Source organism: Methylotuvimicrobium sp., from assembly GCF_050611805.1.
GTDB lineage: Bacteria > Pseudomonadota > Gammaproteobacteria > Methylococcales > Methylomonadaceae > Methylotuvimicrobium.
This window is the reverse complement of record NZ_JBNGHF010000018.1, coordinates 68219-91203: the sequence shown is the minus strand read 5'-3', so window position 1 is coordinate 91203 and position 22985 is coordinate 68219. Positions and strand designations below refer to the sequence as shown.

Annotated in this window: 21 protein-coding genes and 1 pseudogene; 9 read left to right on the top strand and 13 right to left on the bottom strand. The window is 48.3% G+C overall.

Annotated features, from left to right (window positions below; translation table 11 throughout):
- Positions 1–132 precede the first annotated feature (132 nt).
- The 3 genes and pseudogenes from ACRJJO_RS11075 to tviB all read right to left on the bottom strand — a co-directional run.
- A pseudogene (locus ACRJJO_RS11075) lies at positions 133–465 on the bottom strand (four helix bundle protein); the annotation flags it as partial.
- 118 nt (positions 466–583) lie between these two features.
- A complete protein-coding gene (locus ACRJJO_RS11070) occupies positions 584–1591 on the bottom strand; it encodes an NAD-dependent epimerase (protein WP_431065805.1) in 1008 nt (335 codons plus the stop codon).
- Between the two features lie 3 nt (positions 1592–1594).
- Positions 1595–2866 carry a Vi polysaccharide biosynthesis UDP-N-acetylglucosamine C-6 dehydrogenase TviB gene (gene tviB / locus ACRJJO_RS11065; RefSeq protein ID WP_431065804.1) on the bottom strand — a complete coding sequence of 424 codons (1272 nt, stop codon included), beginning with the start codon at positions 2864–2866 and terminating at the stop codon, positions 1595–1597.
- Positions 2867–3243: 377 nt separating this feature from the next.
- On the opposite strand from tviB, the gene ACRJJO_RS11060 reads away from it, so the two are divergent.
- Positions 3244–3618 carry a DUF4870 family protein gene (locus ACRJJO_RS11060; RefSeq protein WP_404355221.1) on the top strand — a complete coding sequence of 125 codons (375 nt, stop codon included), beginning with the start codon at positions 3244–3246 and terminating at the stop codon, positions 3616–3618.
- A 30-nt stretch (positions 3619–3648) separates the two neighbouring features.
- Here the strand turns inward: ACRJJO_RS11060 and ACRJJO_RS11055 are convergent, their stop codons facing one another.
- Both ACRJJO_RS11055 and ACRJJO_RS11050 read right to left on the bottom strand, forming a co-directional pair.
- Positions 3649–4245: an NUDIX domain-containing protein gene (locus ACRJJO_RS11055; RefSeq protein WP_431065803.1), complete on the bottom strand. Its 597-nt coding sequence runs from the start codon at positions 4243–4245 to the stop codon at positions 3649–3651.
- A 1-nt stretch (position 4246) separates the two neighbouring features.
- On the bottom strand, positions 4247–5353 hold the full coding sequence (locus ACRJJO_RS11050) for a PQQ-dependent sugar dehydrogenase (protein ID WP_431065802.1): 1107 nt from the start codon (positions 5351–5353) through the stop codon (positions 4247–4249).
- Between the two features lie 117 nt (positions 5354–5470).
- On the opposite strand from ACRJJO_RS11050, the gene htpX reads away from it, so the two are divergent.
- Together htpX and ACRJJO_RS11040 are read left to right on the top strand one after the other, a co-directional pair.
- A complete protein-coding gene (gene htpX, locus ACRJJO_RS11045) occupies positions 5471–6346 on the top strand; it encodes a protease HtpX (protein WP_404355225.1) in 876 nt (291 codons plus the stop codon).
- Positions 6347–6392: 46 nt separating this feature from the next.
- Positions 6393–6626, top strand: a complete 234-nt coding sequence (locus ACRJJO_RS11040; protein WP_431065801.1) for a DUF2835 domain-containing protein — start codon at positions 6393–6395, stop codon at positions 6624–6626.
- Positions 6627–7067: 441 nt separating this feature from the next.
- Here ACRJJO_RS11040 and ACRJJO_RS11035 read toward each other — a convergent pair whose 3' ends face one another.
- Entirely contained in the window at positions 7068–7919 is an 852-nt protein-coding gene (locus ACRJJO_RS11035) for a formate dehydrogenase accessory sulfurtransferase FdhD (RefSeq protein WP_431065800.1), read from the bottom strand.
- Positions 7912–8508 carry a molybdenum cofactor guanylyltransferase MobA gene (gene mobA / locus ACRJJO_RS11030; protein WP_431065799.1) on the bottom strand — a complete coding sequence of 199 codons (597 nt, stop codon included), beginning with the start codon at positions 8506–8508 and terminating at the stop codon, positions 7912–7914. The genes ACRJJO_RS11035 and mobA overlap by 8 nt, the downstream gene beginning before the upstream one ends.
- Before the next feature lie 38 nt (positions 8509–8546).
- On the opposite strand from mobA, the gene ACRJJO_RS11025 reads away from it, so the two are divergent.
- The 3 genes from ACRJJO_RS11025 (at position 8547) to ACRJJO_RS11015 (ending at position 10181) form a co-directional block, all read left to right on the top strand.
- Positions 8547–9005 carry a DUF302 domain-containing protein gene (locus ACRJJO_RS11025; protein WP_431065798.1) on the top strand — a complete coding sequence of 153 codons (459 nt, stop codon included), beginning with the start codon at positions 8547–8549 and terminating at the stop codon, positions 9003–9005.
- A 140-nt stretch (positions 9006–9145) separates the two neighbouring features.
- Positions 9146–9523 (top strand): hypothetical protein, encoded by a 378-nt coding sequence (locus ACRJJO_RS11020; RefSeq protein WP_431065797.1) that lies wholly within the window; start codon positions 9146–9148, stop codon positions 9521–9523.
- A gap of 70 nt (positions 9524–9593) precedes the next feature.
- Positions 9594–10181, top strand: coding sequence for a Uma2 family endonuclease (locus tag ACRJJO_RS11015; protein WP_431065796.1), 588 nt, complete (start codon positions 9594–9596; stop codon positions 10179–10181).
- 225 nt (positions 10182–10406) lie between these two features.
- Here the strand turns inward: ACRJJO_RS11015 and ACRJJO_RS11010 are convergent, their stop codons facing one another.
- From ACRJJO_RS11010 to ACRJJO_RS11000, 3 genes are all read right to left on the bottom strand, one after another.
- Complete coding sequence (locus tag ACRJJO_RS11010; RefSeq protein WP_431065795.1) at positions 10407–11234, bottom strand: quinoprotein dehydrogenase-associated SoxYZ-like carrier; 828 nt, start codon at positions 11232–11234, stop codon at positions 10407–10409.
- A gap of 121 nt (positions 11235–11355) precedes the next feature.
- On the bottom strand, positions 11356–12270 hold the full coding sequence (locus ACRJJO_RS11005) for a quinoprotein relay system zinc metallohydrolase 2 (protein ID WP_431065794.1): 915 nt from the start codon (positions 12268–12270) through the stop codon (positions 11356–11358).
- Between the two features lie 357 nt (positions 12271–12627).
- Positions 12628–13614 (bottom strand): LysR family transcriptional regulator, encoded by a 987-nt coding sequence (locus ACRJJO_RS11000; protein WP_431065793.1) that lies wholly within the window; start codon positions 13612–13614, stop codon positions 12628–12630.
- Positions 13615–13762: 148 nt separating this feature from the next.
- Between ACRJJO_RS11000 and ACRJJO_RS10995 the strand changes: the two genes are divergently transcribed.
- Genes ACRJJO_RS10995 through ACRJJO_RS10985 form a run of 3 tightly spaced genes read left to right on the top strand, consistent with a single transcriptional unit; the run spans position 13763 to position 18531 of the window.
- The gene (locus ACRJJO_RS10995; RefSeq protein ID WP_431065792.1) at positions 13763–15469 is read left to right on the top strand and encodes an NAD(P)H-dependent oxidoreductase subunit E; all 1707 of its coding nucleotides are present in this window, start codon (positions 13763–13765) and stop codon (positions 15467–15469) included.
- A gap of 3 nt (positions 15470–15472) precedes the next feature.
- On the top strand, positions 15473–18247 hold the full coding sequence (gene fdhF, locus ACRJJO_RS10990) for a formate dehydrogenase subunit alpha (protein WP_431065791.1): 2775 nt from the start codon (positions 15473–15475) through the stop codon (positions 18245–18247).
- Between the two features lie 59 nt (positions 18248–18306).
- The gene (locus ACRJJO_RS10985; RefSeq protein WP_431065790.1) at positions 18307–18531 is read left to right on the top strand and encodes a hypothetical protein; all 225 of its coding nucleotides are present in this window, start codon (positions 18307–18309) and stop codon (positions 18529–18531) included.
- Positions 18532–18921: 390 nt separating this feature from the next.
- Here the strand turns inward: ACRJJO_RS10985 and dapB are convergent, their stop codons facing one another.
- The 3 genes from dapB to dnaK all read right to left on the bottom strand — a co-directional run bounded on the left by dapB (position 18922) and on the right by dnaK (position 22979).
- On the bottom strand, positions 18922–19728 hold the full coding sequence (dapB, locus tag ACRJJO_RS10980) for a 4-hydroxy-tetrahydrodipicolinate reductase (protein ID WP_431065789.1): 807 nt from the start codon (positions 19726–19728) through the stop codon (positions 18922–18924).
- Positions 19729–19732: 4 nt separating this feature from the next.
- Positions 19733–20887 carry a molecular chaperone DnaJ gene (dnaJ, locus tag ACRJJO_RS10975; RefSeq protein WP_431065788.1) on the bottom strand — a complete coding sequence of 385 codons (1155 nt, stop codon included), beginning with the start codon at positions 20885–20887 and terminating at the stop codon, positions 19733–19735.
- A 157-nt stretch (positions 20888–21044) separates the two neighbouring features.
- Positions 21045–22979 (bottom strand): molecular chaperone DnaK, encoded by a 1935-nt coding sequence (gene dnaK / locus ACRJJO_RS10970; RefSeq protein WP_431065787.1) that lies wholly within the window; start codon positions 22977–22979, stop codon positions 21045–21047.
- Positions 22980–22985 lie beyond the last annotated feature (6 nt).

Sequence of the window (22985 nt, the reverse complement as noted above, 5' to 3'; positions counted from 1 at the left end):
TAGCGGTTAGCGGTTAGCGGTTAGCGGTTAGCGGTTAGCGGTTAGCGGTTAGCGGGATTTTGAAGCTAATATTAGCCTTGTCAAGTAAAAATGCTCATTTACTAACTGTTTACCACTCTCTTCTCCCCCTGCTCACCGCTTACTACTATCTATCTTCTGTTTATGAAACTTATGAAGTCCTGAGACTAATTTAGATGTTCTGGTTAACATATCTTCAAGCACCTGATCCGATGAGGCAAAACCAAGATCAAGTGCAAGAAGATATTGTGTTTCCAATTCGCTCAAAGAACCTTTGGTTATGCTCAAAAAATGGACAAACTCGCGCGATCCCGTTCTTCCAGCACCTTCAGCAATGTTGGATGGAATGGAAATTGCCGCCCGCCTAATTTGCGACTGTAAACCATACTTTTCTTCGATTGGAAAATCTTGAGACCAGAGATATACCAACTTTACTAAATGCATTGCCGATTGCCATGCTTACAATTGGTAATGTGGTTTGTAGTCCCTCTCAGCTTCACTCATCTATACCGCTCACTGCTCACTGTTTACTGTTTACTGTTTACTGTTTACTGTTTACTGTTTACTAAAGATCATAATAACTCCCATACCACTCAACAAACCGCGCTATTCCAACTTCAATCGACGTTCCGGGCTTATAGCCGACATCTTGCACCAGCGCTTCGACATCGGCATAGGTGTCGGGGACGTCGCCGGGTTGCAGCGGGAGCAATTCTTTTTCCGCAGTCTTACCGAGGCATTGCTCGAGCACTTCGATATATTTCATCAACTCGACAGGACTTTGATTACCGATGTTGTAAACCCGCCAAGGGGCTCGGCTAGTTCCGGGGTCGGGTTTCGCGCCGGTCCAATCCGGGTTAGGTTGAGCAATATTATCAAGTGTCCGGATCACGCCTTCGACAATGTCGTCGATGAAGGTGAAATCGCGGCGATGCTTACCGTAATTGAAAACTTGGATTTTTTCGCCATTTAGTATGGCTTTGGTAAACAAAAACAAAGCCATATCAGGCCGCCCCCAAGGACCGTATACGGTAAAGAATCGTAATCCGGTCGTCGGCAGGTTATAGAGATTGCTATAGGTGTGCGCCATCAGTTCGTTGGCTTTTTTCGACGCCGCGTAAAGACTCAGCGGGTGATCGACATTGTCGTGTACTGAAAACGGCATGCTTTCGTTCGCACCGTATACCGAACTGCTCGAGGCATAGACCAAATGTTCGACACCGTGATGCCGGCAGCCTTCCAAAATATTGATGAAGCCCACGATATTGCTGTCGATGTAGGCATGCGGATTTTCGATGGAATAGCGCACGCCGGCTTGCGCGGCTAAATTGACGACGCGCTCCGGACGATGCTCTTTGAATACCTGTTCAATCCTATCTCGGTCGGCCAAGTCGGCTCGGATGTCGGTATAACGCTCATGATCGAGTATGCGCGCCAAGCGTGACTTTTTCAGATTGACATCGTAATAGTCGTTCAGATTGTCGATTCCGATGACTTCATCGCCTCTTTCGAGCAGACGCAAAGCCAAATGATTGCCGATAAAACCGGCGGTTCCAGTTACCAGTATTTTCATAAATTACAAACGTGCGTCAGTCAGTTCGGTCGGAAAAACGTATTTCAAATCGTAAATTACCGAGTCTTTTTTACCCATCGCCTTTATTGAAGCGATATCCATTCGCTTGAATTGCTCATGCGCTACGGCCAAGAGCATCGCATCGTAACGCCCGTCTTCCGGCTTGTCGATGGTTGTTATGCCGTATTCCTCAAACGCTTCGACCGGATCGATCCAAGGATCGTAAACATGCACGTTAACGCCATAACTTTGCAGTTCTTTGACGATATCGACGACACGGGTATTACGTAAATCGGGGCAATTTTCCTTGAAAGTCAAGCCCATAATTAGCACATCGGAATCTTTGATATGGATGCGTTTTTGCAGCATCAATTTGATTAATTGCGACACGACATATTCGCCCATGCCGTCATTGATACGGCGTCCCGATAAGATGACTTCGGGATTGTAGCCGATCGCTTGGGCCTTATGAGTCAAGTAGTAAGGGTCGACACCAATACAATGTCCGCCGACCAATCCGGGCCGGAACGGTAAAAAATTCCATTTGGTACCGGCAGCCAACAACACTTCTTCGGTATCGATGCCGAGTTTATTGAAAATGATCGCTAATTCATTGATCAATGCGATGTTCAGGTCGCGTTGCGTATTCTCGATGACTTTGGCCGCTTCAGCGACTTTGATACTACTAGCCTTGTGCGTGCCGGCCGTGATGATACTTTGATAAAGCCGATCGATGCGGTCGGCGATTTCGGGCGTTGAACCGGATGTGACTTTTAGAATATTGGTGACTCGGTGTTCTTTGTCGCCGGGATTAATACGTTCCGGGCTGTAGCCGACAAAGAAATCTTGGTTGAATGTCAACCCCGATATTTTTTCTAGAATCGGCACGCAAACTTCCTCGGTCGCGCCGGGGTAAACAGTCGATTCATAAATGACGATATCATTGGGTTTGATCAGTCCGCCCAGCAGAGTGCTGGCTTTTTCCAATGGACTCAAGTCGGGCTGTTTATATTCATTGATCGGCGTCGGCACCGTAACGATGTAAATATTGCAGGCTTTGATTTCCTCGACCGATGAGGTGTAGGTCAAATAAACGGCTTCTTTTAATTCTTCCTCGTCGACTTCAAGCGTGTGATCGCTCCCGTTTTGCAATTCTTTGATACGCTCTGCATTGATATCGAAACCGATTGTCGGGTATTTCTTGCCGAATTCGACGGCTAAAGGCAGACCGACATAACCGAGACCGATCATTCCCAACTTGACATTTTCTAACATAGATTTTTATTCCTTTTGTCTAAAAGTCGAATATTAAATATTTTACTAAGGATTTCGAACAAACAACCTCACGACTTATCATCGTTCCTATGCTCTGCATGGGAGCGATTAACTTGCGTGGGATGCGTATAAAGCGTGAGATCCATTTAGGGAAGTTATTTTTTAGCGTATTCTAAGCGGTAAAAGACTCACTTTACTAATTGTTGATAAAGCTTAGCAGAGCGTAATTTAATTTTAAGCGCGATTTATTACAGTTTCGTAATTTTTTTGACTATTAAAATAATCGAGACGGCATCTGTTATTCATTGAATTCGCTAGAGGAACTTACAATCAATTTATGAACTCATAATATTCGACACTATGTAAGGAGATACCTTGTGAATAGTAATGAAACCGATAATAATAAAAGTAACGCCGAAAAAATGGAAAAGCTTAAAAACCTGACCGGCATCGTCTATTTATGTCAAGTCCTGGCATTCGGTTTTGCGGGCTTGCCTATTTTCATCGGTGTCGCGATTAACTTAATCAAGCGAAACGATGTTCGGGGCACTTGGTTGGAATCCCATTTCGATTGGCAAATCAAAACTGCTTGGGTCGCTGTCGCATTGTTAGCGGCAAGCGGTTTAACCTTTGCGATGGGCTTAGGTTGGTTTTTATTGCTATTTGCCGTGTTGTGGCTGGTTTACCGAATAGCCTTGGGCTGGCATACCCTATTCGATAATAAACCAATGATTCCCAAAGATTTCAAATAAACCAGAGCGCATTCGCCTAAACAGTAACACTCAAGTCCATTGACTTCTGAGTTTATCGCGATTCAATGCCAACCATTGAATCGCGACGATCGGAATGCCCGAGTTAATTTTACCCTGCTCCATGAGCCGATAAGCCTCATCGAAGCTCACGACCGAAACCCGAATATCCTCTTGCTCATGATCCAAACCATGAATTCCGCCGACGCCGGTACTATCGATCCTGCCGCAATAAAGACTAAGCCACTCCGACGAACCGCCGGGAGTCGTATAAAACGAATTGATCGGCAGTAATTCCAGAATTTCGCAGCCGGCTTCCTCGACTGCCTCTCGGTAAGCGACTTCCTCCGGCGATTCGCCCTCCTCGACCGCTCCTGCAACGATTTCCAACAACCAAGGGGCTTCCGGTCTTAAAATCGCACCGACCCTGAATTGTTCGATCAAAACCACGGTATCTTTGATCGGGTCGTATAACAAGACCGCGACACAAGAACCGCGTCTGAATAGTTCGCGTTCGACTTCCGGGCTCCATCCGCCGGCAAATAATCGATGTTTAAGCCGGTATTTTTCCAACAGAAAAAAACCGTGATAAACCTCATGCTTATCGAGAACTTCAAAATCCTTATCCATATTATTTTTGATAGGTTACTTTATAAATAGCGCCTAAGTTATCGTCGGAAATCAACAAACTACCGTCCGGCATTTCCAGGATATCGACCGGACGCCCCAAAACCTCATCGGACGACGTTAGCCAACCGGAAATGAAAGAATGTTCGGATACAGGCCGGCCGTTTTTAAATTTGACCAAGGCGATGCGATAACCGTGAGGTTGACTCCGGTTCCATGAACCGTGTTGGGCAACGAATAGCTGTTGTTTAAAGCGTTCGGGAAATTGCTCGCCTCGATAAAAACGCATACCCAATGGCGCTTTATGAGCCTTGAATTGCCATGCAGGAGCGACGAATTCGTCGCAGCTTCGTTGCTTGCCGAATTCCGGGTCGGCAATAGTGCCGCTGTGGCAATAAGGAAAGCCGAAGTGCTGGCTGGGCTCCATCCATTGATTCAATTCATCGGGCGGAATATCGTCCCCCATTAGATCGCGGCCGTTTTCTGTAAAGAACAGCGTATTCGTTCCGGGCTGCCAATCGAAACCAACGGTATTTCTTATCCCATGCGCTAAAATTTCAAGATCGGAACCGTCTGGGTTCAAGCGAATCAACGTTGCATAGATTTCTTTATCAGGCTCGCAAACATTGCAGGGCGCACCGACCGCGGTATAGAGTTTGCCGTCCGAGCCAAAACGTAAATATTTCCAGCCGTGGTGCCGATCGGAAGGTAAACCGTCTAATACAACGACCGGCTTAGGCGGGTTCGCCAAATTGTCGATAATATTGTCGAAACGGATAATCCGGTTAACTTCTGCAACATACAGCGAACCGTTTTGAAACGCCACGCCGTTAGGCATGTATAAATCGGTCGCGATGACATAGCGTTTGTCGGCCTTACCGTCGCCATTAGTATCCTGAACGGCATAAACAGCGCCCTGCTGGCGGGTGCCGACAAAAATCACACCCTTTTCGCCTCGGGCTAACGACCGGGCATTCGGAAGATCCTCGGCAAATAATGAAATGGAAAAACCGACCGGTAACTGTAATTGTTTTAAAACTTCATCGACGCTTGCGGCTTGGATCGGACACGATACAATCAGCGATAGTATTAAAAAGATTTTGGCTTTCATACAGAGGCCTCCAACAAATAAACTTTTCGGTATGGTAACACTCTAAAAAGCGCTTGAAATAAAAAAATTATCCCTTATATCGTTATCAACCCTCAATAAACTCAAGGTAATACACTTATGATGCGTATACTTCTTTTTTTAGCAACCAATGCCGCTATATTGGTCGTTATCAGCGTTATCTTTAATATATTCGGCATCAGCGGCGTATTGGATGCCCAAGGTGTCGATCTTAATCTGAACGCCTTACTGCTGATGTCGGCTATCATCGGCGTCACCGGCTCGGCAATCTCGTTGGCGATATCCAAATGGTCCGCTAAAAGCGCGATGGGCGTGCATGTCATCGAACATCCGCAAAATCAAACCGAAAAATGGTTAGTCGATGTTGTCGCCCGTCAAGCGAGAGCGGCCGGTATCGGCATGCCGGAAGTCGGCATTTTCCAAACACCGGACCCGAATGCATTTGCGACCGGCATGAATAAAAACAACGCTTTGGTTGCAGTCAGCACGGGTTTGCTACAAAACATGAGCGCCGAAGAAGTTGAAGCGGTTCTCGGCCACGAAATCAGTCACGTCGCCAACGGAGACATGGTCACGATGGCTTTGATGCAAGGTGTGGTTAATACCTTCGTGTATTTCTTCGCGACAGTAATCGGCCATACGGTCGACCGAGTCGTGTTCAAAACCGAACGCGGTTACGGTCCGGCTTATTACATCACGCAGATAGTGATGCAAATAGTCTTGTCGATTCTGGCATCGATGCTGGTCATGTGGTTCTCGCGTTACCGCGAATACCGTGCCGATGCGGGTGGAGCTAAATTGGCCGGGCGCGACAAAATGATCAATGCATTACGCGCCTTGCAACGGGCTCATGAGCCCGAAGAACTGCCGGGTCAATTGGCCGCATTCGGTATTCACGGCAGCCGCATGCACCGTTTGTTCATGAGCCATCCGCCTTTGGAAGAACGTATCGCGGCTTTGCAAAACAGCCGTTAATTTTTAGAAACAATGCCGGACTAGTCTGCTGGTCCGGTACTTCTTCATGACCCAATCGATTTTCATACGCTTCAGGCTCAACCTGAGCTACGATCAATATCTCGGCGTCTATCAAGGCCTGGCCAAAACTATATCGGTCATCGCCGACGACGGACGGCGCATTGAATTTCCTGCCGGAAACATACAGTCTTTTTTGACTAGACAAGGTATTCACGGACATTTCGAAATGGAACTGACGCCGCAAAACAAATTTGTCGGGATCAAGAAGTTATTGAATTAACTTATTAATTCTGCAAGCATTCAGTCCCCCGGCAATTATCGTTCCCACGCTCTGCGCTCATCGTTATACATAAATTGTAGGGTACGCTGCGCGTACCAAAGCCGTGCCCTGACGGTTCGATTGGCACATGAACATCGCGGGGTTACCATGGTACGCACAGCGTACCCTACGCGGATCACCTAGCGTTAGGTGTCACTGCCATTAAGTTAAGGGAAGCCCGTCATTCCGCCATGGACTGGCGGAATCCAGTGCCATGGATGGCAAGCTTTGGAGGCAAAGTAGATCCTGGATACAAGCATTACTTAATTCTGTGATGGCTTAACTTAATGGCAGTGTCGGACACCCCGGCGCCTCCTCGGGCACTGCCGAAATTTGAAGTGCGAAAGGTATAATTCCTTATTCTTCATGACTTCCATGAAATAATGCTTTTTCTAGGTTAAATCACCCCTCTTCTAAACTTCTCCGACGACGCTCGGGTATCGCGTCGAACTCAATGTTTTCACTGCCGTTCAACACTAAAAAGTGCTTGCCTTTTGCCCTTGAAATCATCGTAACGCCGGCTTGCCTAGCCATTTCGAGGCCCATTTGGGTCGCTCCGGAACGCGACAATAATATCGGTATACCCATTTGGGTGACTTTAATCACCATTTCCGAGGTTAAGCGTCCGGTCGTGTAAAAAACTTTGTCGGCGCCGGATAAATCATTCAGCCACATGAAACCGGCAATCGCATCGACCGCATTGTGCCGCCCGACATCTTCGACAAAAAAATCGATCCGGTCGCCGGTACATAGCGCGCAACCGTGGACCGCGCCGGCTTTTTTGTAAACTTCGTTATAATTTTTTAACGCATCGAGCATTGCGTAAAGCATCGATTGATTGATCGACACATCCGGCACTCGGATTTGCGTGAGTTTTTCCATCAATCGGCCGAATACCGTACCTTGCCCGCAACCGGTCGTCACCGTGCGCTGCGCCATTCGTTCGGAAAAATCGCTGCCACCTTGCCGAGTTACAACAGCAACCGCCTCGGTTTCCCAGTCGACTTGAACGATTTTGATTTCAACGATATCGTCGAAAAACCCCTGATTTTTTAAATACCCGAGCGTCAATAATTCGGGATGCGCGCCAATCGTCATCAAGGTTACGATTTCCTGCTTGTCCACGTAAATGGTTAATGCTCTTTCACCGACCAGTTCGATAGCTTGAGCTTCTCCTCGCTCGTCAAACGCGACGGACGGCATTGAAAAGCCTAAACCGGCATTAGTCATATCAGGCCGATAGAGGTTATTCATTGCTCTGCTCCTCCAACTCGGATAATTCAGCTAAGGTATTCACGTTGACAAAAACCTCGGGGTCGTCGCTAAAATCGACCTGAGTCATTCGATGTTTCATCAACCAACGGTCGATCTTACGCTCACCGCTGCCTAGATAATTTTTCAAGCTGGATTCGAGCGTTGTCTTGATAGCCAAAAACACCGGGTGTAAGCGCTCGCCATCGAACGCAACCGCCACATCGATTTTGGGGTTTAAACCTGCTTTTAACAATCGTTGCAAATGATCGGTCGTAATCAACGGCGAATCGCAAGGCAATACCAACAATAGTTCGGTATCGGTATATGTCATCGCGGAAAGAATGCCGGCCAAAGGCCCTTCAAAATTACCGTTTTGATCGGAAACGACCGGCAAACCGAATTGTCGATAGGCGTCGAGATTGCGATTGGCATTGATAATGACTTGGTCGACCAGCGGCTTAATTGAATCGATCGCATAGGAGACCATTGGCCTTCGATGAAACAACACCAGACCCTTATCTTGGTTATTCATGCGTCGGGCCAGTCCGCCGGCCAAAATAACGCCGGTCACTTTTGTTGGATTGCTCATGATGTTAAGCTGTTAATAGTGAATGGGAATAAAACTGTATGACAAGATTGATCGTTATTTTCGCAAGCCTGATGATTATTGCAAGCTGCGACACCGTGCATAAAAAAGGTGAATTCATCGAATATTACCGGGTCGAAACGCTCAAACCTTACGATGATGTGCTGGCGGAGATCAAAATTGCCATTGCAGAACACAATTTACGAATTACCGCACATAGTCGTATCGGAAAAGTGATCAGAGATCGAGGAACGGCAAATTTTCCGGATTACGATACGATACAATTTTGTAATCTGACTCACGCCGAAACGCTATTGACACTTTCGCCCCACGCGGTCAAGCATATGCCTTGCAATGTTGTACTCTATGCATTTGAGGGTAAAACCGTCGTCAGTACACATTTATTGCCTACGGACACAGGTAATCCTGAACTCGATGCATTCTCTGATAAAATGAACGATATGCTCAAACAAATTGTCGATTTTGCCGTCGAAGAATAGTTTTCCGGTCGATATCCGATATTGCACCTCAATAGAACATCAATATTTCACGCACTTTACGTAAATCAATAAATTGAACATGCTTTTGTTTTATTAGCATATTTTTTCACTTAATCAAAACAGGAACTAGAGACCTTCGCATGAAAATCAAACTTCTAATCGGTTCAGTCTTTCTCTCCGCTCTTGCCGGCTGTAGCGCAACTCAAGAAAAACTTGATGAAGACGCGCCTTTCGTCAGCGATTTTCCGACTCAGGAACGCGTCGATTATGTACTGAGCTGTATCGCTCAAAAAGGCGGATTGACTTACATTACCCAATACGGCTGCGGATGCAAAATAGACAAAATCGCTGAAAAAATGAGTTTTGCCGATTACGATCAAGCCAGAACCTTCGGTTTTATGCGTAAAACGCCAGGCGAGGCCGGCGGCGTATTCCGCGACCCGCCGGAAGCCAAACGATTGAGGAAGCTGATGGAAGAAGCCGAGGCTTATGCCGAAAAAAGTTGTTTCGTGAAATAACACCCTCAAGATTCGCTTTTGAAAAGAGGCTTTTGACGAATCGTATGAGCTCAGACAAAGGAGGCTATTTATGTCTGCTGTACTCAATAAAACGTATTACACTCAAGAAGAATATTTAGCGATCGAACGCCAAGCGCGAATCAAAAGCGAATACGTCGACGGCGAAATGTTCGCGATGACCGGAGCGAGTCGCGAACATAACCTGATTAATATCAATATTGCTCGAGAAATCAGCAATCAACTCAAAAACCGCCTCTGCGAGGCTTACATCAATGACATGCGGGTCAAGGCTAAAAAGGCGCGCAGCTATCATTATCCGGATATCGCGGTAGCTTGCGGCACGCCGCAATTCGAAGACAACCATGTCGACACATTGATCAATCCGTCGCTTATTATCGAGGTATTATCGCTTTCTACCGAAGCCTACGATAGAGGCGCTAAATTCTCGCACTACCGCAAGATCGAATCGCTTCGCGAATATCTGTTGGTCGCTCAAGACCAGCCGATGGTCGAGCGCTATGTCCGGCAAGGCGACGCTTGGCTTTTGACCGAAACCGCCGGACTCGATGCAAGCGTTCGCCTGGAAAGCATCGACTGCGTATTAAGGCTGAACGAAATTTACGACAAAGTTGCTTTCGAATCCGATCCAAGCTGCTAGACCAAACCAAGCCTTGTCGGCTTTGGTTTGGGATTTCGTAAAAAATAACTTCCTGGAGCTATGAGTTTTGTATCGGGTTCGGTTACTCGCTTGACAGGACGCCGTGAATGCATCCGTGTAGGCTTGACGGCGTTCCTCGACAGGCATACCCCGCACCCTGAACACGGAGAAATTTCTCAAACTGAGAATTGCTGAATCCTTAGTCAATGCTGGCCATATACTTTTTTACGGTTTTATAGCCAAAGTTTCGGTAAAACTTTGACCGGCTTTACAGTTCGCACGACTGGTCGGACTTTGACAAGATATATCGGTAAATTCCGCTTTCAAAATGCCGTTCTTTTCCGGTATGAAATAAAACCGGAAATTCGGATCGGCACTAATCGCGATATCGGTTTTCGCCGTCAAGATCGGCTTGTCGTTGAACGACACATTAACTCGATTGACGAAATGCGATTTTTTGACGAAACGCGTCACTTGATCCATCTGCATGCCGGTGATGTTGGGATGGCTAATGAATAATTGCGCCTCATTCGCCTCGCCTGGCTTGATATTATCGGACAACCGGAATTTGGCCTTGCCGAGACGCTTCATCGCTGCGTCCAAATCGGCTCCTATCGGCGCCGAACAGCCGCCACTGGCTTTAACAAACTTTTTGCTCATATAGAGTTTACCATCGTTCGTTTCGGCAATCGCGCGAACAAAGCTATAAGTATTGACACGAACTCTCATCGCTAAATCCGCTTTACCGCTATCGGGCGTGAATTCGAATTCGCCGACATAGGGAAAAGGATTCTTGTCGACCAGCACCAAAATCTTTTTGATGTATTTGTCGTTGGTTTGTGGGATTTTACTAATGATTTTCAACGGAACCAAAGCGGGATCTTCGGCTCGATAAGGCGCATCAAGTTCAATCACGGCATCGGATTCGGTAATCGTGCGTCCGGCGAAAAATTGATCTTTCAATTGCGAAGTCCAGGCCGACTCGTCTTCGGCAGCCAAAGCCCCATTTGCTATTAAAGCCAAGCAAAGGGCCTCAATTATTTTATTTATCATTTTGTTTCTCCTGTTAGGCAAATTAAAGAGTTATACCCATCGTAGATCAAAATTCGGCACCGGGGTGCCTCCTTAGGCACTGCCGAAATTTGAAGTGTCAAAGGTATAATAAATCGAAATATCAATCTTCCCATTCCAATTCGGCAAAAGCCGCCGTGACGTTTTTTTTATGAAATTCGTCGAACAACTGCCATTGATCTTTTAATTCATAACCGACCTGTTCGATCGCATCCTCGATAAATTTTCCGCTTTTAATCATTTTACGAATCTCGGTCAATAAAGTGCCGAGATAACGTTTTTGCGGCTCGAGACTCTTCGGCCAATCCGTAACTACCGGCCCGTGCCCGGGAATGACCTGCTTGAACGACTTTTTTTCTAATTCCGTAAGTTCCGCCAACCAACCTTTTAAACTGCCGTCGAGAGTCGGCAAATGTCCGATAAAAAACAAATCGCCGAGCCATAAGGTATCGGTCTTCTGGTCGTAGATGCTCAAGTCGTTATCGGTATGCGCGGTAGGATGCGCGGTCAAAAGCAATTCCCGCCCTCCGAGATCTAAGAGCAACGTTTTTTCAACCTCCATATCGGGCGGAATAATATGTTCGGCGGACAAGGCCATGCCAATCTGGTCTTCGGCTTTATCGATATAGAATTGTCCGCGCGCGGCCATTGCTCTGGCTAGTTTATGATGTCCGACAAATTGAGTGCCCGGTTCCTTAAATGCGATATTGCCGAAAATATGATCGGGATGAACATGGGTATTAATCACATAACAAATTGGTTTACCGGTCGTTTTGGCAATCGCGCGCTTGAGCGATTTTCCTTCTTCCGGATTACCGCCGGTATCGATCACCGCGACGCAGCGTTCGCCGACGATGAAACCGATATTCGCAATCGCACCGTGATTTTTATGGTCGGGCCACTCATGTTTGCCTTGATGCACATAAACACCATCAGCGACTTGCTCAATGCTCAACACGACGCCGGCATGGGTCTCTATACAAAAAAACGACGAAATGGCAATAATCAAATAACGCAAAACAAACTCCTACTCCTTTTATACTCAAAAATTAGTTAACTTTATGAAGGTATCGGGTGTGGCTAGCGAGGATGTCGGCAGCAGGGATCGCTGCCGTCAAGCCCCCATGGATGGGTTCACGGCGTTCCTCGATAGACACATCCCATACCTTTAATTCTTAGACGGTTTTTCGATCACAAATGAGTAAAATAAATATTTCATAGCACCCGCGGAAGCGCAGAGAATAGTAGGGATAGAGTATGCTTTCCATGGTCATAAACCAATTTCCGACTTTGGTTTCATGCTCTAAAATTTGAGTCGTAAACATAAATTCTAAATCTTTGCGCCTCTACGCGAGTCATTACAAAGTATCAACCCTCATAAACACAAATCCAAAAAAGCCTGTGTAGCTCTGGATCGTATCGCCTTTTTCGGAGCGATGATCTTAAGCTGCCAGATCAAACCGGTCGGCGCATTGAGCCTTTTCGCGACCAAACCCTGCCGCTCGTTTCGCAAAGCTTGCGACGAGGCAAAGCCAATTCCCAAGCCCGCGCGCACCGCTTCTTTGATACCCGAGACACCGGTCACTTCAATGCAGATTTTGGGTTGTATTCCCGCCGACGCCAACCACATTTCCACGGCTTGCCTGGCGCCTGAGCCCGGCTCCCGCCATATCACCTGATATTTCATGAATACATCCAATGGCACAAATTCCGGGTAATCACGGGCAATTTGATGATCTTCGGGCAAAACTAAAACAATCTCGTCTTCCTGCCAATTGATAACTTGATAATTGCCGGGCAGTTCCTGATCATGGACCGGTCCTTCGATAAAGCCTAAATCCAAATCTTCGAGATTTCGAATGATTTCATCGGTATCGCCGGTCTTCATTCTGACATTTACTCCGGCATGCGAAGTCTGTAATAACACCAAATACTGAGGCAAATAAAAACTGGCGATCGTCGTCGTCGAACCGAGTCTTAGAGTTCCGGCATTAACTTGTTGCAAGCAACGAACATACTCGCTGGCTTGATTGAAGGTATCGGTCATTTGCTGTGCATATTCCAATAAACCTTGTCCCGCAGGTGTCAACTCGATTTGATAGCCTTTACGGAAATACAAAGGTTCTCCGATTTGATTTTGTAGCAATTTTAATTGCCCGGAAACTGCCGGTTGCCCCAAATACAGATACTCGGCAGCTTGCGTAATACTTTTAAAACGAGCCACTACAGCAAAGGTCAGTAAATGCGTTGGGTTCATAAGCAATTGAATAATAAAATAATTGATAGCATCGCAAAAACCATTGTATCGATTCATAAGGCTTTCACCAATGTCTTTATCATTATTTCTGATGATTTTACTCATAAATGATGAGTTGAAACCTATATCATAGCTAAGTTAAAGTGCTCACACTGAGCATGAAGCAGAACATCCGACAACATCGCGAGTTCCTTGAGCATGAACAATTGGCTATAATTCCGCCCTATATGCGGACTATTTGGAGGAAACACCTGTGGCAGTGATCAATATTAGCCCCGAACAGATCAAAAAAAAGAAGCGTCAAGGCCCTAAAGGCCATGCAGTGGATCTTCGGGCTCTGGAAGAAGTCAAGACTCTATTGGGCGACGAACCTCGCCGAAGGGATTTATTGATCGAGCATTTGCATAAGATACAGGACCGTTTTCACCATATTTCTTCGAAGCACTTGGTCGCGCTTGCGAATGAGATGAACCTGTCCACCGCTGAAGTCTATGAAGTCGCTTCATTTTATCATCACTTCGATATCGTTAAGGAAGGCCAAACTCCTCCCCCCGATCTAACCATCCGTGTTTGCGAATCGGTCTCTTGCGAAATGGCGGGCGGCCATGAACTAATCGATGCCTTGGAAACCGTACTCAAAGACAAGGTCAGAATCCAAAAAGTCCCTTGCGTGGGCCGATGCCAACATGCACCCGTCGCCGTAGTTGGCCAAAACCCGATTGATGAAGCAACCACGGAAAGCGTCTTAAATACAGTTGCCGAACATGAAATCACAGCGCCGGTTGCCGAATATATCAGCCTCGAACAATACCGATCCGATGGCGGTTATCAAACGCTGAAAAAAGTCATCGAAGGCGACCTCAATCCCGAAAGCATCATCAAAAAAATGGAAGATTCGGGCCTTCGCGGTTTGGGCGGCGCAGGTTTTCCGGCCGGCAGAAAATGGCGCATCGTTAAAGGCTTCAAAGGCCCGCGTCTGATGGCCGTCAACATCGATGAAGGCGAACCGGGTACTTTCAAAGACCGACACTATCTCGAACAAGACCCTCACCGTTTTCTCGAAGGCATGCTGATCGCTGCGCTGACGGTCGGTTGCGATGAAATCTACGTCTATTTACGAGACGAATACGCCGGTTGCCGCGAAATTCTCACCAAAGAAATCGCCAATCTGCAAAATAACCCTCCGTCGACGGTCTACCGTCTTCCTCCGATTCATTTACGCCGCGGTGCCGGCGCCTATATTTGCGGCGAAGAATCGGCAATGGTTGAATCGATCGAAGGCAAACGCGGCATGCCTCGACTAAGACCGCCGTTTTTGGCCGAAGTCGGCCTGTTCGGTCGGCCGACGCTCGAACACAATATGGAATCGGTCTATTGGGTGCGTGATATCGTCGAAAAAGGTCCCGACTGGTTCTCGTCGCACGGCAGAAACGGCCGTAAAGGCCTTCGTTCGTTCTCGGTGTCGGGCCGAGTCAAAAATCCGGGCGTTCACCTGGCTCCTGCCGGTATCACGGTACGTGAACTAATCGACGAATATTGCGGCGGCATGCTCGATGGTCACGAGTTTTACGGTTACTTTCCTGGCGGCGCTTCCGGCGGAATCTTGCCGGCTTCGATGGGTGACATTCCGCTCGATTTCGATACCTTGAACCCGCACGGATGCTTCATCGGCTCCGCCGCAGTAATCATTTTTTCCAACCAAGACAGTGCACGTAAGCTGGCATTGAACGCGATGAAATTCTTCGAGGACGAATCGTGCGGCCAATGCACGCCATGCCGTGTCGGCACCGCTAAAGCCGCAGACCTAATGATACAAGACAATTGGGACACTGACTTGCTCGAAGAATTATCGTCGGTGATGGTCGACGCATCGATCTGCGGTCTCGGCCAAGCCGCTCCTAATCCGCTACGCTGCGTCATCAAGTATTTTCCCGACGAATTAACAAGCACTAGAGGTTAACTCATGGCTGCGAATCCTGAATTTATGAATCAACCGCAAATCGGTTTCAAACTCGACGGTGAGGAAGTTTTTGCTTTTGAAGGCGAAACTATCTTGCAGGCCGCAAAACGACACGGCAAAGAAATCCCACATCTATGTTATTCGGATAATCTGCGCCCCGACGGCAACTGCCGGGCCTGCGTCGTCGAAATCGAAGGCGAACGAGTACTAGCACCGTCATGCTGCCGCAAGCCGTCAGAAGGCATGAACATCAAGGCGGAAAGCGAGCGTGCAGTCCGTTCGCAAAAAATGGTCTTGGAACTGCTAAAATCGGACATGCCGAAGCAGTCCCAATCTCCTTACACCCTGAAATCGGAACTGGATTTTTGGGCCGAAAAAATGGAAGTCGGCACGCCTCGTTTCAAAGGCCGCAGCCAACCGCAAGCCGATCTTTCGCACCCGGCAATCTCCGTCAATCTCGATGCCTGCATTCAATGTACCCGTTGCCTGAGAGCTTGCCGCGAAGAACAAATGAATGACGTGATCGGCTATGCGAATCGCGGTTCGCATTCCGAAATCGTGTTCGATATTGCCGATCCGATGGGCGCCAGCAGTTGCGTCGCTTGCGGCGAATGCGTCCAGGCTTGCCCGACCGGCGCGTTAATGCCGGCCGGAAATGTCGGTCTGCAAGAAGCCGATAAAACCGTCGATTCGACCTGCCCTTACTGCGGCGTCGGCTGTTTGATCAAATATCATGTCAAGGATGACAAAATCCTTTATACCGAAGGACGTGACGGTTACACGAATCATTTCCGTCTCTGCGTCAAGGGTCGTTACGGTTTCAATTACATCCACAACCCGTTGCGTCTGACCAAGCCATTGATAAGGCGCGAAGGGGTTCCGAAAAGCACTGAATTGTTGGACCCTAATGACTTAGATAAAGAATTCAGGGAAGCAACTTGGGAAGAAGCGCTCGACTTCGCCGCAAACGGCTTGAAAAAAATCCGCGACGAAAAAGGCAAGAAAGCGCTGGCCGGCCTCGGTTCGGCGAAAGGCAGTAACGAAGAGGCTTATTTGTTCCAAAAACTGGTGCGCATCGGCTTCGGTTCGAACAATGTCGACCATTGTACCCGTTTGTGCCACGCATCTTCTGTTGTCGCGCTATTAGAATGCTTGGGATCGGGCGCGGTATCGAACCCGGTTTCCGATGTCGCACAAGCCGAAGTGATCATCATCATCGGCTCGAATCCGACCGTCAATCATCCGGTCGGCGCGACATTCATGAAGAATGCAGCTAAACGCGGTACCAAAATTATCCTGATGGATCCGAACCGCACCCCGATCGCGAAATACGCGTCACATGTGCTGCAATTCCGCCCCGACACCGATGTCGCATTGCTGAACGGCATCATGCATACAATATTGGCCGAAAATCTACAAAACGACGCCTATATCAAACAATATACCGAAGGCTTCGATCAGATGCGCACGCATCTGCGCAACTATAGCCCGGAAAAAGTCGCGCCGGTTTGCGGCATCGACGCCGAAACCATCAAAGAAGTCGCACGGCTTTACGCGACATCGAAAGGCTCGATGATCCTTTGGGGCATGGGCATATCGCAGCATATTCACGGTACCGACAACGCCCGCTGCTTGATCGCGCTGGCTTTGATGACCGGCCAAATCGGAAGACCCGGCACCGGCCTGCACCCGCTACGCGGTCAAAACAATGTACAAGGGGCTTCGGATGTCGGTTTGATTCCGATGGTCTATCCGGATTACGAACCGGTCGAAGACCCGAAATTCCGAGCGAAATACGAAAAACTCTGGAATACCGAGCTGGATCCGAAACGCGGCTTGACCACGGTCGAAATGATCCATGCGATTCTCGACGACGAAGTGTTCGGTATGTACATCGAAGGCGAAAACCCGGCGATGTCCGACCCCAACCAAAATCATGCTCGCAAGGCCCTGGCCTCGCTAGAACACCTTGTTGTGCAAGATATCTTCCTGACCGAAACCGCTGGATTTGCCGACGTCATCCTGCCGGCTTCGGCTTTCTACGAAAAGACCGGCACGTTCTCGAACACCGATCGCCGCGTACAGATGGGCCGCCAAGCGGTCAATCCTCCGGGCGAAGCAAAACAAGATCTGTGGATCATTCAAGAAATCGCAAAACGTTTGGGCTGCGATTGGAATTATCAAGGCCCCGAAGATGTATTCAACGAAATGCGCCAAGCGATGACCAGCATTGCCGGCATGACATGGGAACGACTCGACCAGGAAGACTCGTTGACTTATCCGCTCGAAAATGTCGGCGACCCGGGACAACCGGTGATCTTCACTGACGGCTTCCCGACCGCGACCGGCCGAGGCAGATTCGTACCGGCCGACTTCATTCATGCCGACGAACTGCCCGACAACGAATATCCTTTGATATTCATCACCGGTCGTCAACTCGAGCACTGGCACACCGGCAGCATGACACGGCATTCGGCGACGCTGGACTCGATCGAACCCGATCCAGTCGTCAGCGTGCATCCGCTGGACTTGGAAAAACTTGGCGTCGAACCGGGAGGCTTCATCACGGTCGAATCGCGGCGCGGCAAACTCAGCGCCTATGCCCGTGCCGAACTGGGCATACAGCAAGGGACCGTTTTCATGGCATTCTGCTATAACGAAGCCAGCTCGAATCTAGTCACCAATGACGCTCTGGACCCTGCCGCAAAAATTCCCGAATTCAAATTCTGCGCGGTTAAGGCTTACGCAGGCGGGACACCGAATAAGCGAATAAACTAAGGTCTTACCTTTCCGATTACTCATGAACTCCCCGGCTTCGTGCCGGGGCTAGCATGAGCATGGCCAAAGAATCCGACATGAAAATCCAATTCAAATTGATCTCAACACTTTTAACCATTGCCCTCGCGGCTTGCTCGGGTTCGGAACAGCAAACTGATGTTTCTCAACAATCAAAGCCACTCGAAACGCAAACCAAAGCACTTGAGGATGCTAAAAAGATGGAATCTTTGCTGCAGGAAAACGCCGACCGAAGAAGGGAGCAAATGGAGCAAGAAGGAATTTGAATACACCGACTCCCACGGAAGACCGTGAGGCCGGAAACGAGTTGTGATCACAACAGGCAATCGAAAAAATAGAATTCGTCCGCTTAACTATGCCAAGGATAAGCTTCGCGCACCGGTATCTCAAACAGGGGAGGTTGTAAAGGTATTGGCGAGTACATCCAGGGTAAACGCATTAAAATAATCAATATATCAAAATGTTACCCTGTTGCTTAGAACGCTTAGTCAATTTGGATTAACTTATGCCCCCTTCCCTGGGTCCCGATAGGGGAGCGGCAGAGATGCTGTCACAGAGCCTACAGGAGGTATTCACAGCGCCCTTTGACGGACACCCCGGCGCCGAAATTGGCCAGCAAAGGGGGGGTAAATGCTTTTTCTAAAACGATTGTGAGATCAATCTTTCAAACCCAACACATCCTGCATATCGTACAAACCGTTCGGTTTGTCTTTCAACCAAATTGCTGCTCTGACGGCGCCGTTCGCGAAGGTCAAGCGATTACTGGCTTTATGAGTGATTTCGACGCGCTCGCCCTCATCGGCAAACATCACTGTGTGCTCTCCGACGATATCCCCTGCCCGGATCGTCGAAAAACCGATCGTTTTTCGATCTCTTTCACCGGTGACGCCTTCCCTGCCATAGATCGCACAATCTTTTAAGTCACGGCCTAATGCCGATGCGACCACTTCGCCCATGCGCAATGCTGTTCCGGAAGGTGCGTCGATTTTATGCCTGTGATGGGCTTCTACGATTTCGATGTCGGTATAATCGCCCATGACTTTCGCGGTCATCTCAAGCAATTTCAGAGACAAGTTAACGCCAATACTCATATTAGGCGCCATTACGATCGATACATCTTTTGACGTCTCGGCGATGACATGTTTTTGCTCTTCACTATAACCGGTGGTGCCAATCACAATACTTTTTCCCGCTCGGCGGCAAATCTCAATATAATCCATCGACGGTTCAGGCCTTGTGAAATCGATCAACACATCGAACCTGTCTATTACCGATGCTAAACTATCGACTACTTTGACCGCCAACGGGCTGATACCGGCCAATTCTCCTGCATCCTTGCCGATCGATAAGCTGTCCGACCTTGAAACGGCAACAGTTAATTCGGCATTGTCGGCAAAAGCGGCCGCTTTAATCAAGCACAAGCCCATCCTTCCGGAAGAGCCAACCACGGCAATTCTTGTCATTTGATTATCCAGTCAATTTGTCAAAAAAACTTTTTACACCATCCATCCAAGAATGTTCTTGAGGACTGTGCTGCTTACCGCCGCCGGTTAAAGACTCGCCCAGTTTTTCAATCATCTCTTTTTGTTCCTTGGTTAAATGCACAGGCGTTTCGATTTGCACGCGGCAGAGCAAATCGCCGATAGCGCCTCCGCGAACCGGCTTCACCCCTTTGCCACGCAATCGGAATAATTTACCGGTTTGAGTTTCAGCGGGAATTTTCAATTTGACCCGGCCATCTAAAGTCGGTACTTGCAATTCGCCGCCAAGGCAAGCGGTCGGGAAACTGATCGGTACTTCGCAATACAAATTAGCCCCATCGCGGGTAAATATCGGATGATCCTTAACATGAACCTGAACGTACAAGTCGCCGGCCGGTCCGCCGCCCTTACCGGCTTCACCTTCTCCGGACAAACGAATTCGATCGCCGGTATCGACGCCGGGAGGCACTTTGACTGACAATGTTTTAGTATCCTGAACCCGGCCCTGTCCATGACATTTCCGGCAAGGGTCTTTGATTTGTTTACCGGTTCCGCCGCACGTCGGACAGGTTTGTTGAACCGAGAAAAAACCTTGTTGCATCCGAACTTGGCCATGGCCATGACAGGTCGAGCATGTGACCGGAGAAGAGCCTTTTTTTGCACCGGATCCATGGCATTCGTCACACACGACCATGACCGGCACGCGAATTTTTGCCTCTGTTCCGCCTACCGCTTCTTCTAGGGTTAACTCAAGGTTATAACGAAGATCGGCACCACGCTGAACACCGCCGCGAGCACGTCCTCCGCCACCAAAAATATCGCCGAAAACATCGCCGAAGACATCACTAAAACTTTCGCCGCTAAATCCCCCGCCAAAGCCTCCGAAACCGCCCGGACCGCCACCCATCGATGCATCGACGCCGGCATGGCCGAATTGATCGTATGCGGATCTTTTTTTAGGATCGGATAAAACCTCATAAGCCTCTTTTATTTGCTTAAATTTTGCTTCGGCTTCATCAGGATTATCTTTGTTTCTATCCGGATGGAATTTCATTGCCATGCGGCGGTAACTTTTTTTGATTTCCGCGTCGCTGGCGTTTCTATCGACGCCGAGAAGCTTATAGTAATCTTCTTTTGCCATGTCTATTAATTATCGTTCGATACAGTCACATTATTTCCCGTAGAAATAAAGGCTCGATTGAGTAGCGTTATAAAACACCATGCCTTGATACTATCAAATTCGGCGCCGGTCGACATACCGTAAACGGCAAGTCGACCCGACCGGCGCCGGCATGGAATTATTTCTTGTCGTCGTCTTTGACTTCTTCAAACTCGGCATCGACCACGCCGTCATCGGCTGTCGAAGTACTTGAAGAAGACTGCTGGTCGGCTTGGGCACCGCCTTCAGCTTCCGCTTTTTGCGCATAAACGCGTTCAGCCAGTTTACCGGACAATTCGGTCAGCGCATTGGTTTTGGCTTCGATAGACTCTTTATCGCTTCCTTTCAGAGCTTCTTTCAATTCATTGATCGCAGTTTCGATCGACGACTTTTCATCGGCGGAAACTTGATCGCCGAGCTCCTTCATCGATTTTTCGGTGGCATTGATGATCCCTTCTGCATGATTACGCGCACTCACCAATTCGGTCACTTTGCGATCTTCATCGGCATGCGCCTCGGCATCCTTGACCATGCGATCGACTTCTTCATCGGATAGACCGCTAGAGGCCTTGATCACAATTGACTGTTTTTTACCGGTCGCTTTGTCTTTAGCCGAGACATTCAAAATACCATTTGCGTCAATGTCGAAAGTCACTTCGATTTGCGGAACGCCGCGCGGCGCAGGTGGAATATCGGCCAAATCGAAACGGCCCAGTGATTTATTACCGCTGGCAACTTCCCGTTCGCCTTGTAAAACATGAACCGTTACAGCGGTTTGATTGTCGTCCGCCGTTGAAAAAACCTGTGAAGCATTGGTCGGAATCGTTGTATTTTTCTCGATCAATTTCGTCATTACACCGCCCAAGGTTTCGATACCGAGCGATAGAGGCGTTACATCGAGCAACAATACATCTTTGACATCGCCGCCTAATACGCCGGCCTGAATCGCTGCACCTAAAGCAACTGCTTCATCCGGATTAACATCCTTACGCGGCTCTTTGCCGAAGATCGATTTAACGAATTCTTGAACGCGAGGCATTCGAGTTTGACCGCCGACCAAAATCACATCGTCAATGTCGGACGCGGATAAGCCTGCGTCTTTTAGCGCCATTAGGCATGGGGCTTTGGTTTTATCAATCAGATCATCTACCAAGGATTCCAATTTAGACCGAGTCAATTTGACATTTAAATGTTTTGGTCCTGTCGCATCGGCCGTGACATAAGGCAGATTGATATCGGTTTGTTGCGAAGACGACAATTCGATTTTGGCTTTTTCTGCTGCTTCTTTGAGTCGTTGCAGCGCTAATGGATCGCTGTGCAAATCGATACCGTTGTCGCGTTTGAATTCGTCGGCCAGAAAATCGATGATGCGCAGGTCGAAGTCTTCACCGCCGAGGAAAGTGTCGCCATTGGTCGACAATACTTCGAACTGATGCTCGCCCTCGATCTCGGCGATTTCAATGATTGAAATATCGAATGTACCGCCGCCTAAGTCGTACACGGCAATTTTCATATCGCCTTTCGGTTTGTCCATCCCGAATGCCAACGCAGCGGCGGTCGGCTCATTGATAATGCGTTTGACATCGAGACCCGCAATTCGGCCCGCATCTTTAGTTGCCTGACGCTGAGAATCGTTAAAATAAGCCGGTACGGTAATGACCGCTTCTTTAACTTCTTCACCTAAATAAGCTTCGGCGTCTTTTTTCAGTTTCATCAAGACCCGAGCCGAAACTTCAGGTGCCGCCATTCTTTTACCGTGACATTCAACCCAAGCATCACCATTATCGGCCGGCACGATTTTATACGGCACCATTTTAATATCTTTTTGCACAACATCGTCTTTGAAGCGGCGGCCTATCAAACGCTTGATTGCGAACAGTGTGTTTTCGGGATTGGTTACCGCCTGACGCTTGGCCGATTGCCCGACGAGCACCTCGTCATCCTTGGTGAAAGCGATGACTGAAGGCGTGGTTCTAGCGCCTTCGCTATTTTCGATGACGCGTGCGGTGCCGTTTTCGAGCACAGCCACGCAAGAATTCGTGGTTCCTAAATCTATTCCGATTATTTTAGCCATTGATTG

Bases quoted from the DNA above. Each gene is read 5' to 3' on its own strand.
- ACRJJO_RS11070 (WP_431065805.1), bottom strand. From the start codon at position 1,591: ATGAAAATACTGGTAACTGGAACCGCCGGTTTTATCGGCAATCATTTG.
- tviB (WP_431065804.1), bottom strand. From the start codon at position 2,866: ATGTTAGAAAATGTCAAGTTGGGAATGATCGGTCTCGGTTATGTCGGT.
- ACRJJO_RS11055 (WP_431065803.1), bottom strand. From the start codon at position 4,245: ATGGATAAGGATTTTGAAGTTCTCGATAAGCATGAGGTTTATCACGGT.
- ACRJJO_RS11050 (WP_431065802.1), bottom strand. From the start codon at position 5,353: ATGAAAGCCAAAATCTTTTTAATACTATCGCTGATTGTATCGTGTCCG.
- htpX (WP_404355225.1), top strand. From the start codon at position 5,471: ATGATGCGTATACTTCTTTTTTTAGCAACCAATGCCGCTATATTGGTC.
- ACRJJO_RS11040 (WP_431065801.1), top strand. From the start codon at position 6,393: ATGACCCAATCGATTTTCATACGCTTCAGGCTCAACCTGAGCTACGAT.
- ACRJJO_RS11035 (WP_431065800.1), bottom strand. From the start codon at position 7,919: ATGAATAACCTCTATCGGCCTGATATGACTAATGCCGGTTTAGGCTTT.
- mobA (WP_431065799.1), bottom strand. From the start codon at position 8,508: ATGAGCAATCCAACAAAAGTGACCGGCGTTATTTTGGCCGGCGGACTG.
- ACRJJO_RS11025 (WP_431065798.1), top strand. From the start codon at position 8,547: ATGACAAGATTGATCGTTATTTTCGCAAGCCTGATGATTATTGCAAGC.
- ACRJJO_RS11020 (WP_431065797.1), top strand. From the start codon at position 9,146: ATGAAAATCAAACTTCTAATCGGTTCAGTCTTTCTCTCCGCTCTTGCC.
- ACRJJO_RS11015 (WP_431065796.1), top strand. From the start codon at position 9,594: ATGTCTGCTGTACTCAATAAAACGTATTACACTCAAGAAGAATATTTA.
- ACRJJO_RS11010 (WP_431065795.1), bottom strand. From the start codon at position 11,234: ATGATAAATAAAATAATTGAGGCCCTTTGCTTGGCTTTAATAGCAAAT.
- ACRJJO_RS11000 (WP_431065793.1), bottom strand. From the start codon at position 13,614: ATGAGTAAAATCATCAGAAATAATGATAAAGACATTGGTGAAAGCCTT.
- fdhF (WP_431065791.1), top strand. From the start codon at position 15,473: ATGGCTGCGAATCCTGAATTTATGAATCAACCGCAAATCGGTTTCAAA.
- ACRJJO_RS10985 (WP_431065790.1), top strand. From the start codon at position 18,307: ATGGCCAAAGAATCCGACATGAAAATCCAATTCAAATTGATCTCAACA.
- dapB (WP_431065789.1), bottom strand. From the start codon at position 19,728: ATGACAAGAATTGCCGTGGTTGGCTCTTCCGGAAGGATGGGCTTGTGC.
- dnaJ (WP_431065788.1), bottom strand. From the start codon at position 20,887: ATGGCAAAAGAAGATTACTATAAGCTTCTCGGCGTCGATAGAAACGCC.
- dnaK (WP_431065787.1), bottom strand. From the start codon at position 22,979: ATGGCTAAAATAATCGGAATAGATTTAGGAACCACGAATTCTTGCGTG.